Raw genomic sequence first — 13,579 nt, 5'->3', positions numbered from 1 at the left:
GTGGTTTTTCCGCCCGCGCCGGGGGGGTGAGGGCAGGCATGGCCAGCCTTGCCGCTATAGCAAATTGGCTAAGAGCGGCTACCAAAATCCAGCGTAGCGGTTCTGGCTAGGCGCGCGCAGCTGACAGTAAGTGGGTACGGCAAGCTCGCACAACAACGCCAGAAGGGTTTTGTTAGCGGCTCTAAACCGCCCATTGATGTGCGACGACAAAGGAACGGCGTTATGATGCAGACATCCTCCTGTCCGATACATGTGTACATGCCATGCAAGTAGATCAAACCCTGGGGCTTAACATCAGCGCGGTCGAGCGAGAGACCGGCCTGTCCAAGGAGCTGTTGCGCATCTGGGAGCGCCGCTATGGCTTTCCGCTGCCGGGGCGCGACGCACAGGGGGATCGTGTGTACCCGCCTGAACAGGTGGAGAAGCTCAGGCTGGTCAGGCGCCTGCTGGATAGAGGCCTGCGGCCCAGCAAGATAGTCCGGGGTGAAGTGGCCGAGCTGGCGCAACTGCTGGAGCGCATGGGCAGTGGTGGCCGCCACGGCGAGAGTGGCGCCGACATCGATCCCTTGATCGAATGCCTGGCACGCCGTGACCTGGGTGAGTTGCAGCGCTACCTGCAGGGCGAACTGGTGGTGCGCGGTCTGCGCGATTTTGTGGCCGAGTTCATGCCGCAGGCCAACAACCGTATCGGCGAGGCCTGGTTCTCCGGTGAGATCAGCGCCTGGCAGGAACACTGTTATGTAGAACAGATTTCGCAGACGGTGCGTATGGCGGTCAATGGCATCAACCAGCCCCTGGCTGCGCCACGCGTACTCCTGACTACCCCATCGGGCGAGCAGCATGGGCTGGGGCTGCTGATGGTGGAGGCCATGCTGCGCATGCAGGGCTGCCAGACCTGGTCGCTGGGGACTTCGCTGCCGCTAGACGATATGGTGGAAGCCAGTTGCGAGCTGGGCTGCGATATCCTGGCGCTGTCTCTGTCGTCGACCTTCCCGGTACGCGAGGCCGGCGAACTGGTGGCCGTGCTGCGCCAGCGTTTGCCTTCGGCGGTATCGCTATGGCTGGGTGGGGCGGGTGTCGGCGGTTTGAAACGCCTGCCACCCAATGTGCTGCGGCTTGAACGATTGATCGATATCGCGCCCGCCGTGGGTCACTGGCGGGCAGAGCACTAGGGTCTCCCTAGTGCCTGCTCAGGCGTCATACCCATCAATGCCTTGAGCCCATGACAGGCTCGACAACGAGCGCCAGCGAGGCTCCCCCCACGCACCGTGCAACGTGGACTTCCGGCGCGGCAGCGCGGGCGGGGGTGTGGATTCAATCAGGGGAGAGCCTATGGGTTCAGGCTGCGCTGACGTTTAGCGCCAGGGTCTCCCTGGCGCCTGCTCAGGCTTCACGCCCATCAGTACCCTCAAGCCATGATAGGCTCTCAGTCGTCAGGCTGTTCCTGCCGGTCGGGCAGCGCGACCGCCACTGCTCGTACACTGCTGTGGGCTTTCTTCCAGCGTGGGGCGATCAGGCGCATGCCGCGTACCCGTTTGACAGCCTCCAGGCAGTAGATGCCACCTGCCACCGGCCACCAGCGTTGGCCGGCATACTCCATGAAGGCAAAGCGGTTGCGCCAGCCGCATTGGGCTAAGGGTGGCAGGTAGCAATGGACCTTGTTGGCGCCTGCTTCGAAGTTCAGCAGGGCCATCCAGTCCTTGATGCGCGGCAGGCTCAGGAAATGCCCCTGCCAGGGCATGCCCTGGCCGCGCTTGCCACGGCGGGCCATGCCCCATAGGCTCCAAGGATTGAAGCCCGTCAGCATCAGGCGGCCTTCCGGCACCAGTACCCGTTCTGCCTCGCGCAGCACGGCGCGCGGGTCGGCGTGGAAGTCCAGCGTGTGGGGCAGCACCAGCAGGTCTATGCTGGCGGTCGAAAAGGGGAGTTGCGCAGGGTCGCAGTTGAGCGAGCAGTGCCGAGAGAGACCGGCCGTCAGCCGCGTCGGCATGCGGTTGCTGCGCAGCAGGTCCAGTCCCGGTAGTTCCAGCTGCACTGCGTAGTAGCCGAATACATCGGCGACCGCACTGTCGAAGAAACGCTGCTCGTGTTCCAGCACGCACTGGCCCAGCGGGCTATGTAGCCAGTGGGCGAACTGCTCAGGCAGCACGGTATTGAAGGAGTCTTGCATGTCGACCATCCTGCCTGTTCCCATACTCCAGGACAACTATGTCTGGTTGATGCACCAAGCCGGCCATGCCTTGGTCGTGGACCCGGGTGTGGCCGCACCGGTGGTGGCTCAGCTTGAGACACTGGGTTTGCACCTGAGTGCCATACTGGTCACGCACCACCATGGCGACCATACTGGCGGCCTGGCTGAGCTGGTGGCCCGCTATGGCTGCCCGGTCTATGGACCGCCCAGCATTGCCGGTGTCAGCCAGGGCGTGGGTGAGGGCGGCAAGGTGAGCGTGCCCGCGATGGGCGTGAGCTTTGCCGTCTTGGCGGTACCCGGTCATACGCTTGATCATATTGCCTACCATGGCGATGGCGTGGTGTTTTGCGGGGATACCCTGTTTGCCTGCGGCTGTGGCCGGCTGTTCGAAGGCACGGCCACCCAGATGCAGGCATCGCTGGCGCGGCTGGCGGCCTTGCCGGACGAGACGCTGGTGTGCTGTACCCATGAATATACGCTTTCCAACCAGCGGTTTGCGCTGGCTGTAGAGCCCAATAACCCGGCATTGCAGCAGCGCCACGAGGCGGATCGCTTGCGGCGAGAGCAGCAACTGCCTACCTTGCCCTCCAACATCGGACTGGAGCGGGCGACCAACCCCTTCTTGCGCTGGGCGGAACCGGCCATCCAGGCGGCAGCGGCCAGTCAGGGTGCCATAGACAATGGCCCGGTGGCCGTGTTCGCCACCCTAAGGGAGTGGAAGAATGTATTTCGCGGTTGAACTGACGAACGGCAAGATGGACTAATACCCGTTCCACCACCAAGGTCATTGCGGGGTGTGATGATGCTTTGTATTGATTCATAAGGAAATTTCAGGTTGACGCACTACCGCCATGCTCCTACCATCGCGGCAGTTTTCATTTACTTGGCATGTCCCATCAAAGCATGGGATGCACGAAACACTCGCTGCGTCCCTTCGGCCGGCGGACCTTCAACAGGTGCGGCCCCTTTGTTCGCGACGTGCCTTTTTCATTTGAGCCTATGACCCAAATCCATTTCCGACTTGCTCCTCTGTTTGCCCTGGTGGCCGCCCTGTTTGCGCCCCTTGCCCATGCAGGCGATGCCATCGCGGAACAGGCCACCATGACTGAGCCGGCATTGCTTGCCGCGCCAATCGATGCCGCCGCCGCCGAAACCACTGCAGAACCCGTGACGGATACGGTGCTTGAATCCGCCACCGAAACAACGCCAGCATTTGCCCCTATCACCCCGGAAAACCCCCTGATGACCTCGCCGCCCGCCACCATGGGTGCCGATGCCGATCTGTGGGCACGGGTGCGGCAGGGCTTCAAGATGGGCGAGGTGGATACCCCGGCCGTGCGGGCGCAGGAACGCTTCTATGCCAGCCACCCGGAGTACATGAAGCGGGTGGTCGATCGTGGTCGCCGTTATCTCTACTTTATCGTCAGCGAGGTGGAGCGCCGTGGCATGCCCACCGAGATTGCGCTGCTGCCTATTGTTGAGAGCGCCTTTGTGCCCAAAGCGCAATCGCATGCGCTCGCATCGGGCCTATGGCAATTCATTCCGTCTACCGGGCAGCGTTATGGCCTGGAACGTACCTGGTGGTACGACGGTCGGCAGGACGTCATGGCGGCCACCTATGCGGCGCTGGACTATCTGCAGGATCTCTACAACCTGTTCGGTGACTGGCAACTGGCCCTGGCAGCCTACAACTGGGGCGAGGGCGGCGTAGGCCGTGCGCTGGCCAAGACCCGCGCCCGTGGCCTGGAAGACGACTTCGACACCATCAAGAAGCCACGCGAGACCGAAAACTACGTGCCCAAGCTGCTGGCCGTGCGCAATATCATCGCCAATCCGGAAGCCTTCGGAGTGAAGATACCGTCGGTGCCGGACAAGCCGTACTTCCAGCCTGTCAGCACCGGCCGCCACATGGACCTGCAATTGGCTGCACAACTGGCCGGCACCACGGTGGACGAACTGCTGCACCTGAATCCAGGCCTGATACGGCCGGTGTTTGCCCACAAGGAAGACCGCAAGCTGCTGCTGCCGGTCGACAAGGTGGAGAACTTCGAGCGCAATCTCAAGAGCTACGACAAGCCACTACTGTCGTGGCAGCCCTATGTCACCAAGCGGGGCGAATCGCTGGACGGCATTGCCGACAAGTTCAATATCCAGCTGGCCGAACTGCGCGACGTGAACAAGCTGGGTAGCGCCCGTGCTGCCAATGGCCAGACCATCCTGGTGCCCATACGCGACAATATGGACGTGAGCGAGCGGCAGAACCTGGCGGCCTTGATCTCCGGTGCCATCAAGTCGGACGACAAGGAAGACGACGCTGCCGAGGAAGCCACGCTGCCTGCAGCGCGTGCCATGCCGGCGGTGCAGACCACCCGGGTCGTGACGCGCTACCGGGTACAGCGTGGCGATACGCTGTTTTCCATCGCCAAGCGCCACGGCATGACCGTTACCGATATCAAGGCGCTCAATGACCTCAAGTCCAATAGCGTGACTGTAGGCAAGATGCTGAACCTAGATGTGGAAAGCGGGCAGGAGCCGGAGGTGAGGCTGGCCAGCAGCAAGAAGCAGGCCGACAAATCTAGGAAGGCGCGTGATCGCCAGCACGTGGTACGCAGTGGCGATACCCTGGACGAGATCGCCCGCCGCTACGATGTCAGCGTGGCCGACCTCAAGCGCTGGAATCGGCCAGCGGCCAAAGGCGTGCTGCGCGTGGGTTACAAGCTGCAGATCCGTAACGCTAGCTGATAGTCCCGTATTGGGCAGGCCTGTGCCAAACAAACAGCCCCGCAAAAAATTTTGCGGGGCTGTTTGTTTTTGCGCTTACAGGTCGGTGGCGGCCACAAAGCGGGCCAGCAGCTTTTCCAGCCCCAGCTTGTCGGCGGCGCTGAAGCGGTGGGTTTCCGGGCTGTCGATATCGAAGACGCCCACTAGTCGGCCGTCCTTGATGACGGGTAGGACGATCTCGGCGTTGGAAGCCGCATCGCAGGCGATATGGCCGGGGAAGGCATGGACATCGTCGACCACGATGGTTTCCCGCTGCTGGGCGGCGGTACCACAGACACCACGGCCAAAGGGAATACGCACGCAGGCCACCTTGCCCTGGAAAGGGCCCAGTACCAGTTCGTCACCGCGCGCAAGATAGAAGCCCGCCCAGTTGAGGGCATCCAGCGTCTGATAGATGAAGGCGGAGAACTGCGCCGCATTGGCGATAAAGTCCCGCTCGCCCTCGAACAGGCTGGCCAATTGGCGGTCCAGCTCGTCGTAGTTGGGCGTGCGGCTCTGGTCGGCGGTGTGGAACATGGCGGTATCCTGATGGAGGGGCAGAAATGATAGCACTGCGGGGAACGTCTTGAGCCGGGTCTGGGTCAACAGGCCAGCATAACAAGTCTATAGGGGGAAGCATGCGGTATGGGCGTCGCGCCATGTGGGTGGGGATGGGTGTATCAATGGGGCTGCACATCGTTCTATTCTGGGTTTGGCCCATCATGCAGCAGCAGCGACGTGCTGGCCTGGCAGACGAGCCGCCTACGGTACGGCCCCGGCCTGCCATGCAATGGCTGTGGCTACCCACACCACCCAGCAGCCGTGCCGAGCCCCAAGCCCGCGCCGCACCATCGCCCCGGCCAGCCAGTACCCGATCATCTCGGACACTGACCCGTGCCGCCCCAGTGCAGCCACCACCACCGACAACCGCCATAACGTCGCCGCCGCCGGTAACGGCACCCACGACCATCACTGCCGATCCCTTTGCGGTGCCGCCGGATGAAAGCCTAACTGAACGCGCCTTGCGCAGCGCCGGCGCGACCGACCTTGCCCTGCGGCAAGAGGCAGATGCCGCCCGCCAGTTGCTGCCGGTTAAACCACTGCCGCACAATCTGATCAAGCTGCCACCTATTGTGCAAACCGCCATGGCCAGGGTGTTCGAACGCGAACTGGGTGAGCTGGTGGTGCTGAATGTGGTGACCACGCAGGAGGGGGGTAACCGTGTGACCCGCGTCTATACCAATAAGGGCCTGTACTGCGTGAACGTGCCGCTGGTGCGTTCGGCGGCCTTCCGTGGCACGCCGGTGGTGCCTATGGCAGGCGGCTGCGGACCTTAGGTGGCCGTGCCCCTTTCGTGCGGAACCAAGCCTATGGGGACGACCCGTAGGCGACGGCCCGTGCCACCGGTCTGGTCTCGCACGCTGGAAAACGTCGATTGGGCGGCACTGGCGCTCAAGCGCGGCTACTCCGACGCGAGCAGAGGCGCGACGGGCAGACCGGGTGGCGCTTTCCAAACGGTTTGCTGTAGTGCTAGTATTTGCCGCGCTTATCCCTCACTCATCAACCTCACTGTAAAGGAGAAAAACACCATGCAACACACTGTTTCCCCCCTCTGCAGTGCCCGTGTCTAGGTTGATCGAGACCTCCCAGCTTTAGCTGCACTCTCGTATTGCCCCAGGCTCCGGCCTGCCAAATCAGCGTTCTTAAAAATCTGGTATGGAAATACGATGGGCAATTACGTTCAGAATCTGTCTGACCGCGTCACCTTGATCGCGGCGGAAGACACTTGGATCGAAGGCGATGCGATCCAGCAATTACACAACACGGCAAAACTCCCAGGCATGAGCCTGGTGGCCGGCATGCCCGACCTGCATCCCGGTCGTGGTTATCCTGTCGGCGCGGCCTTCTTTGCGGCCGAGCATCTGTACCCTGCCTTGATCGGCGGGGACATAGGCTGCGGCATGGCGCTATGGCAGACCGATATCGATGCCAGCAAGGCCAGTATCGGCAAGCTGGAGAAGAAGCTGGGCAATATCGATGGCCCGCTCGATGACAGCTGGCAGGCCGCCGTTGCGGCCTTGGTGCCCGCCGACATGGGCTTTCAGCAGGCGCTGGGCACCATAGGTGGCGGTAACCATTTTGCCGAGCTGCAACGGGTGGACGAGGTGTACGACCCAGCCGCCCTGGCGCAACTGAAGCTGCAGAAAGGCGTGCTGCAACTGCTGGTACACAGTGGTTCGCGCGGCTTGGGCCAGCATATCCTGCGCCAGCATATAGACCAGCATGGCCACAGCGGCTTGGTGGCCGACTCCGCGGCGGCGCGCGGCTATCTGCAGGCGCACGACAGGGCTGTGCTGTTTGCCGAGGCCAATCGGCAACTGATCGCACGGCGCATACTGGCGCGATTGCACGCCGAGGGCGAGCAACTGCTGGATATCACCCACAACATGGTATGCCGTGCGCAGGTAAGCCAGCAGGATGGCTGGATGCACCGCAAGGGCGCGACCCCGGCGGACCGTGGTGCCGTCGTCATTCCCGGCTCCCGTGGGGACTACAGCTACCTGGTGCAGCCCCTGCCCAGTGCGGTCAGCCTGTATTCCTTGGCCCATGGCGCGGGCCGCAAGTGGATGCGCAGCGAGTGCAAGGACAGGCTGCTCAAGCGTTATAGCTACGCCCAGCTGAGCCGTACACGCCTGGGTAGCCATGTGATCTGCGCCGACCGGGAGCTGATCTACGAGGAAGCGCCCGAGGCCTACAAGCCGATAGACAATATCGTTGCCGTCCTGGCGGGGGCAGGCTTGCTGCAAGTGGTGGCTCGCCTGAAGCCGGTACTGACCTACAAGACCCGTGGGGAGTGCTGCGATTGATCTTGCTACAACTATCTGCGGGCCAGGGGCCCGATGAATGCTGCCTGGCGGTGGCCAAGGCGCTGCAGCGCCTGCAAGACGAGGCCGAGCAAAGCCGGGTGGTAACTGACATCCTTGAGCAGGAACCAGGAGACCAGGCCGGGACTTACCGCTCGATATTGATCAGCCTGGAGGGTGAGGCCGAGGCCGAGCTGGCCCAGCAATGGGAGGGCACTCTGCAATGGACCTGCGCCAGCCCCTATCGGCCACGCCATCTGCGCAAGAACTGGTTTATCGGAGTAAGCCGCTGCGCCATGCCAGCCAACGCGCTGGCCAGCGAAATACGCTACGAAACCTTGCGTGCATCGGGGCCGGGCGGACAGCACGTCAACAAGACCGAGTCGGCGGTGCGGGCCACTCATGTCGCCACCGGCCTCAGTGTCAGGGTGCAGACCGAGCGCAGTCAGCATGCCAACAAGCGGCTGGCGGCCTGCCTGCTGGCCCACAAGCTGGCCATGCGGCAGTCGACAGGTATGGCAGCATTGCGGTCTGAGCGACGCATGCAGCACTATCAGATTGAACGCGGTAGCCCTAAGCGGGTCTTTGCAGGAGAGCGCTTCCAGGCAGTCATGCCGTAGTGGAATCCGGCCTGGCTGAGGCCAGCCCGGATTCCACTTTCTTTGATAAAGCGGGTGATCCATGAAGGTCTTGCCATCCATCGTTGTTGTCGCGCTGTTGCTGCCCTATGCCTCGATGGCATGGGCAGCCACTTTTGCGGACAAGCTGGTCGCGGCGGCGCGAGCCCGTACTCAGCAGCATGAAGTCTATGACGGTGCCTACCAGCGTATTGCCTACCCCATGGGCGATGTGGCCGACAACCGGGGTGTCTGCACCGACTTGGTGATACGTGCCTATCGCAAGCAGGGCGTGGATCTACAGGTACTGATACACGAGGACATGACCCGGCATTTTGGGGCCTATCCCAAGCTATGGGGCATGCGCGCGCCAGACCGCAATATCGATCATCGCCGCGTACCCAATATCCAGACCTTCATGACACGCGCCGGCGCAGCCTTGCCAGTGAGCCAGGAGCCGACCAGCTACGCGCCTGGCGACTTGGTGACATGGCGCCTGCCCGGCAATCTGCCGCATATCGGCATCGTCTCTGACCAACGGGTCGGCGGCAGCAAGCGGCCCAAGATCATTCACAATATCGGGGCCGGGCCGGTGGAGGACGATATTCTCTTTCGCTATCCCATTACGGGGCATTACCGGTATGCGGGGTCAGCACGACGCTGAATCTGGTCTGCGAGCGCTGACTTCCATTATGGGCTGTGCAAATAGCGTGGCAAGCTCGCAAGGCCATGCCCGGTGGGGCAATTCTGCTTATTACTGGGCGTATGCAGCCTCCAGCGCCAAGACGAGTCGCTGTACATCGGCGGCATAGAAGCCGGATGAATTCAGGGTGTTGATCTCGACGATACGGATACCATCGGCTGTATCGCAGGCGTCTATCACAAAGGCTTCATGGGGCGACCATTCGAGGATGCGAGCACGGACGAATGCGGCAACCCGCTCATCGACATCGCTGGTGTAGAACACTTGGTTGCCGCGTTTGTAGAGCGACTGCGTGATGATCTCGCCTTTGAGTATCCAGAAGCGATACTCGGCGTAGATCTCAACGGGCTTGGACAGCTGTATCTCGGTTTGAGGTGTCAGGCTATCGTTGCGGCTTGCGTGGGGATCGCAAATGGCGCTTTGCCAGGCGTGAAATGCCGCAGAGCTAAATACTTTGCCTGAAAACACCTTGGAGTCTTGTATAGGTCTGACGAACATGTGCTCCCCGTTGAAGCGGGCCTGCTCTACGGTACTCACTACCGAGTGGTAGTTCAGCATATGAGCACCCCAGTGCAGGCGCTGCTGTTCAAAGTCCTGTGCATACAGGTCGAAAACACCGGGCCACCATCCATTGCTGCGGGCAGCGTGGCGCATGGAGTAAGAACCGATACAAATGACATGCTTGTGCTCAAGCATGGGTGAGGGTAACAACACCCCGGTTTTTGGGGTGACGGCATGCACGGAGTAGGTGAGGCCGAATCGTGTCAGCGTGGCGATCAAGGCCTGCCAGCCGGTTTCGGAGAGAAAGCCATCTTGGAGTATCCAGTGCATGTTGCTATCCAGCGTCTTATGCGCGTATGGGTCGAGTTGGCAAGCATATCAGTCGGCCTGGGTAATTGGTGATAGCACTGGTTAACCCACAAGGCACTGGTCAAAAAAAGGCCACTCGCATTGAGTGGCCCTTTGCCTGCCTACTTGCCAGCGGCTCTGGGCTTGGCCTGGGTGACGTAGGTTTCCAGCCAGCGGTCCTGCTCCCACAGCATATGCATCAGCGATTCGCGGGCGCGGTAGCCGTGGCTTTCATGCGGCAGCATGACCAGCCTGGCGGTGCCGCCCAGGCCTTGCAGTGCCTGGTATAGCCGCTCGCTCTGGATGGGGAAGGTGCCAGGGTTGTTGTCGACTTCGCCGTGGATGATCAGTAGGGCATCCTTGATCTTGTCGGCATGGTTGAACGGCGACATGGTTTGGTACACGCCCTGCGCCTGCCAGAAGTTGCGGTCTTCGGCCTGAAAGCCGAATGGTGTCAGCGTGCGGTTGTAGGCGCCGGAGCGGGCGATACCGGCGCGGAACAACCGGGTATGCGCCAGCAGGTTGGCGGTCATGAAGGCGCCATAGCTGTGGCCACCGACGGCAATGCGCTCACGGTCGGCTACGCCGCGTTTGACGACTTCGTCGACGGCGGCCTGGGCGCTTTGGGTCAGTTGCTGCAGGTAGCTGTCGTTCGGCTCCTTGTCGCCTTCGCCTATGATGGGCATGGCCGGGTCGTCCAGCACGGTGTAGCCACGGGCCAACATGACCAGGGGGCCACCCAGGCTGATGCGGTTGAAGCGGTAGGGGGAGTCGGTCACCTGGCTGGCTGCCTTGGCCGATTTGAACTCCTGCGGGTAGGCCCACATCAGCATGGGGCGGGGGCCGTCACGCTTGGGGTCGTAGCCGGCTGGCAGATACAGGGTGGCCGTCAGGTCCACGCCATCGGCCCGCTTGTAGCGTATTAGCTCCTTCTGCATGCCCTTGAACTGCGGGTAGGGGTGTGGGAATTGCGTCAGCGCACGCGGGGCAATCCGGCGTACCAGATCGCGCAGATAGTAGTTGGGGCGCTCGTCCACGGCCTCGCGGCTGGTCACCAGCCGCTGGCCTTCATCATCCAGTACGGCCACGGTGCGTTCGTAGTACGGTGCTTCGGAGCGCCACAGGCGTTCGGTCTGCTTGCTGTCCAGGTGGAAGCGATCCAGGAAGGGGCGGTCGCCTTCCGGGCTGGCGCCTTCACCGGCCAGTAGCAGGGTGTTGCCGTCCTTGCCGGTTTGCAGCACGGGCCGGCCGTAGCTGTTGAGGCGGGTCAGCGGGGTGCCGGGGTCGCTGTAGCGGTCTTCTGACTTGCGCGACACGATGAGCTCGGCCGCTGCAGTCGGTTTGCCCGGCTGGATGCGCCAGGTGCGGGTGTCGCGACTCTTCCACCAGCCTTCGGTGACCAGGGCCAGATCATCACGGCCCCAACGGATGTCGTCTACCCGTGCGGCGACATCCAGCAGGCGCGTGGCCGGCTGGTCGAACGGTGCCGCCTGCTGGAACAGCGAGTCGCGCACCTTGGCTTCCCGATTAGGATCGCCGCCGTCCTGGGCCTCGGTCCAGTGTACGGTGGCAGGTGCATCATCGCGCCAGGCAAAGTCGCGCGGGCCGGGTTGAACGGCATCGTTGCCGCTGGGCAGGCGCTCCAGCAGGGGCTGTTCTGCCAGCGTCTTGATCAGCTTGCCCTGGGTATCCCACACCTGGGTGGCACGTGGGAAGCGCGATACCGGGACCAGATAGGAATAGGGTTGGCGCAGCACGCCCAGCAGCAGGTATTTGCCATCGGGCGAGCCCTGCAGGCCGATGACGGTAGCGGGTTTGCCCACCCGGCTCAGTTTGCCATCCGTGCCTACCAGGGCGATCTGGGTTTGCAACTGCCATTCCAGTTGCGCTGCATCGGCCGGGTTCTTGAGCATGTCGGCATAGGTGCGGGTCTGCGAGGTCTGGCCGCCGGCCGTCTGCTGTGTATTGGGCCCGGCTGGCACGCTTGAGGCGACGGGGGCGGCGGCCGGATCCTGCGGAGCCAGCCTGACCAGCAACTGCTTGTTGCCGCCCAGCCAGCCGAACCCGTTACCGGCGATGGCGTTCAGGTGCTCTTTGATCAGGCGGCGGGCCTGACCCTGGGCCACATCCAGCAGCCACAGTTCAACGCCGTTGTCACCCCAGCGGCTGAATGCCACCCAGCGCTCATCGGATGACCAGGCGATATCGGCGATGCGCGGATCGACCGGCAAGCCTTGTACTGGCCGCTGCTGGCCCGTGCCCACATCCAGCAGGCTCAGGCCGTTACCAAAATCAAACCGGCTGGCGGCGCGCATGCGGGGGTTGATGCGCAGCCCGGCCAGGCGCAACTCTGGCTGTGCCACGGCGCTAATGCTGGGCAGGGCTGCCATGCCTACCAGCAGGGCGGTGCTGCGTTTGGGGCCAAGGTTGAACAGAGGGCCGCGCGGTGCATCGACCAGCGCCTGCAGCTCGGCAGGTGGCGTCTGGTAGTGGGTGTCGGCCAGGGCCATGCTGCCGGGCAGCAAGGCTGCGCACAGCAGGGCCAATGAGATCGGGGTGGAACGTTGCATGGGTTCTCCATGGGTTGGAAGCTGGCTTGCCTTTCGGGGCAGCCACGTACGGTCTTCGAGTGGGGGTGATCGCGTCAAATGATTGCGATGAAGCGTAAAGGGGCAGGACGAATGGTGTGGGGATTCCGGCACAGCGTGGTTAGCCATGGGTTGACATTGTCATTATTGAATTGTGCTGATCTAATACCATAATGTAACCATGCATAACCAGTAAGAGATGTTTTGATAATACCGGTATTGTTTTTGGCCTTGATCGGCTGCATGGGGCCGGGATAGGGCTCCAGGCCGGCGCAAGCCTCCTCACGAGAGTGCACCGCTATCGCCGCGAGGGGTGGTGCAGCCCATAAGCCAGCCGGGCAATGTATTCGGCTACCTCGCCCAACCTACAGATATGGATGGAGCAACCGCATGAACCCAACCCCTACCTTGGCCAGGCGCTTTGCGCTGCGCACCCTTACCCTTAGCCTGGCCACGGCCGGTGTGCTGTATAGCCCCAATGCCCTGGCGGCGAGTTGTGCGGCCGCCTGGACCGAAGGTAATACCTACGCCACGCATGCCTTGGCCAGCTACCAAAGTAAGAACTACAAGGCACTACAGACCCATACCGCCCATGTAGGTGCCAATTGGAACCCTGCCGCAACGCCTACCCTGTGGGCCTATCAGGCAGACTGCGCTGGTACGCCAACGCCAACGCCAACGCCAACGCCAACGCCGACACCGACACCGACACCGACACCGACACCCACGACGTGCTACCAGGCCTGGAGTGCGGGAACGGCTTATACAGGTGGGCAGCGGGTGACCTACAACGGCCGTAACTACGAGGCCAAGTGGTGGACGCAAGGTGAAGTTCCGTCTGCCAGCACCGGTAGCGGCAAGCCCTGGAACGACCTGAACGCCTGTGGGACCCCGACCCCGACGCCGACGCCGACGCCGACGCCGACGCCGACCCCGACCCCGACCCCGACCCCGACCCCGACCCCGACCCCGACCCCGACCCCGACCCCGACCCCGACCCCGACCCC

General features: G+C 62.6%; 12 protein-coding genes. 8 read left to right on the top strand and 4 right to left on the bottom strand.

All coding sequences use genetic code 11. The features are described from left to right. Nucleotides 1-263 precede the first annotated feature (263 nt). Entirely contained in the window at nucleotides 264-1,172 is a 909-nt protein-coding gene (locus tag QWZ03_RS13330) for a MerR family transcriptional regulator (RefSeq protein WP_290333168.1), read from the top strand. Between the two features lie 254 nt (nucleotides 1,173-1,426). Here QWZ03_RS13330 and QWZ03_RS13325 read toward each other — a convergent pair whose 3' ends face one another. Further along, the gene (locus QWZ03_RS13325; RefSeq protein WP_290333167.1) at nucleotides 1,427-2,170 is read right to left on the bottom strand and encodes a class I SAM-dependent methyltransferase; all 744 of its coding nucleotides are present in this window, start codon (nucleotides 2,168-2,170) and stop codon (nucleotides 1,427-1,429) included. Between QWZ03_RS13325 and gloB the strand changes: the two genes are divergently transcribed. Both gloB and QWZ03_RS13315 read left to right on the top strand, forming a co-directional pair. Continuing rightward, nucleotides 2,169-2,930, top strand: a complete 762-nt coding sequence (gene gloB / locus QWZ03_RS13320) for a hydroxyacylglutathione hydrolase (protein ID WP_290333166.1) — start codon at nucleotides 2,169-2,171, stop codon at nucleotides 2,928-2,930. The two genes, QWZ03_RS13325 and gloB, sit on opposite strands and share 2 nt — an antisense overlap. 260 nt (nucleotides 2,931-3,190) lie before the next feature. Then, on the top strand, nucleotides 3,191-4,933 hold the full coding sequence (locus tag QWZ03_RS13315; protein WP_290333165.1) for a lytic transglycosylase: 1,743 nt from the start codon (nucleotides 3,191-3,193) through the stop codon (nucleotides 4,931-4,933). Nucleotides 4,934-5,008: 75 nt separating this feature from the next. On the opposite strand, the gene msrC is transcribed toward QWZ03_RS13315, so the two are convergent. After that, nucleotides 5,009-5,488 carry a free L-methionine (R)-S-oxide reductase MsrC gene (gene msrC, locus QWZ03_RS13310; protein WP_284194781.1) on the bottom strand — a complete coding sequence of 160 codons (480 nt, stop codon included), beginning with the start codon at nucleotides 5,486-5,488 and terminating at the stop codon, nucleotides 5,009-5,011. A gap of 185 nt (nucleotides 5,489-5,673) precedes the next feature. Between msrC and QWZ03_RS13305 the strand changes: the two genes are divergently transcribed. From QWZ03_RS13305 to QWZ03_RS13290, 4 genes are all read left to right on the top strand, one after another. Continuing rightward, nucleotides 5,674-6,288 carry a hypothetical protein gene (locus QWZ03_RS13305; protein WP_290333164.1) on the top strand — a complete coding sequence of 205 codons (615 nt, stop codon included), beginning with the start codon at nucleotides 5,674-5,676 and terminating at the stop codon, nucleotides 6,286-6,288. A gap of 390 nt (nucleotides 6,289-6,678) precedes the next feature. Then, nucleotides 6,679-7,818 carry an RNA ligase RtcB family protein gene (locus QWZ03_RS13300; protein WP_290333163.1) on the top strand — a complete coding sequence of 380 codons (1,140 nt, stop codon included), beginning with the start codon at nucleotides 6,679-6,681 and terminating at the stop codon, nucleotides 7,816-7,818. Further along, nucleotides 7,815-8,435: a peptide chain release factor H gene (gene prfH / locus QWZ03_RS13295; protein WP_290333162.1), complete on the top strand. Its 621-nt coding sequence runs from the start codon at nucleotides 7,815-7,817 to the stop codon at nucleotides 8,433-8,435. Before QWZ03_RS13300 ends, prfH begins: the two co-directional genes overlap by 4 nt. Before the next feature lie 61 nt (nucleotides 8,436-8,496). Next, a complete protein-coding gene (locus tag QWZ03_RS13290; protein ID WP_290333161.1) occupies nucleotides 8,497-9,096 on the top strand; it encodes a DUF1287 domain-containing protein in 600 nt (199 codons plus the stop codon). Between the two features lie 90 nt (nucleotides 9,097-9,186). On the opposite strand, the gene QWZ03_RS13285 is transcribed toward QWZ03_RS13290, so the two are convergent. Then, entirely contained in the window at nucleotides 9,187-9,966 is a 780-nt protein-coding gene (locus tag QWZ03_RS13285; RefSeq protein ID WP_290333160.1) for an ATP-grasp domain-containing protein, read from the bottom strand. A 140-nt stretch (nucleotides 9,967-10,106) separates the two neighbouring features. Further along, nucleotides 10,107-12,554: an alpha/beta hydrolase family protein gene (locus tag QWZ03_RS13280; protein ID WP_290333159.1), complete on the bottom strand. Its 2,448-nt coding sequence runs from the start codon at nucleotides 12,552-12,554 to the stop codon at nucleotides 10,107-10,109. Between the two features lie 408 nt (nucleotides 12,555-12,962). On the opposite strand from QWZ03_RS13280, the gene QWZ03_RS13275 reads away from it, so the two are divergent. Then, on the top strand, nucleotides 12,963-13,579 hold a 617-nt coding region (locus QWZ03_RS13275; protein WP_290333157.1), incomplete at its 3' end, for a carbohydrate-binding protein.

Origin of the sequence: Chitinimonas viridis, from assembly GCF_030409555.1 — a bacterium.
GTDB lineage: Bacteria > Pseudomonadota > Gammaproteobacteria > Burkholderiales > Chitinimonadaceae > Chitinimonas > Chitinimonas viridis.
The sequence above is the reverse complement of the archived record's forward strand: the minus strand, read 5'-3'. Positions and strand labels throughout refer to the sequence as shown.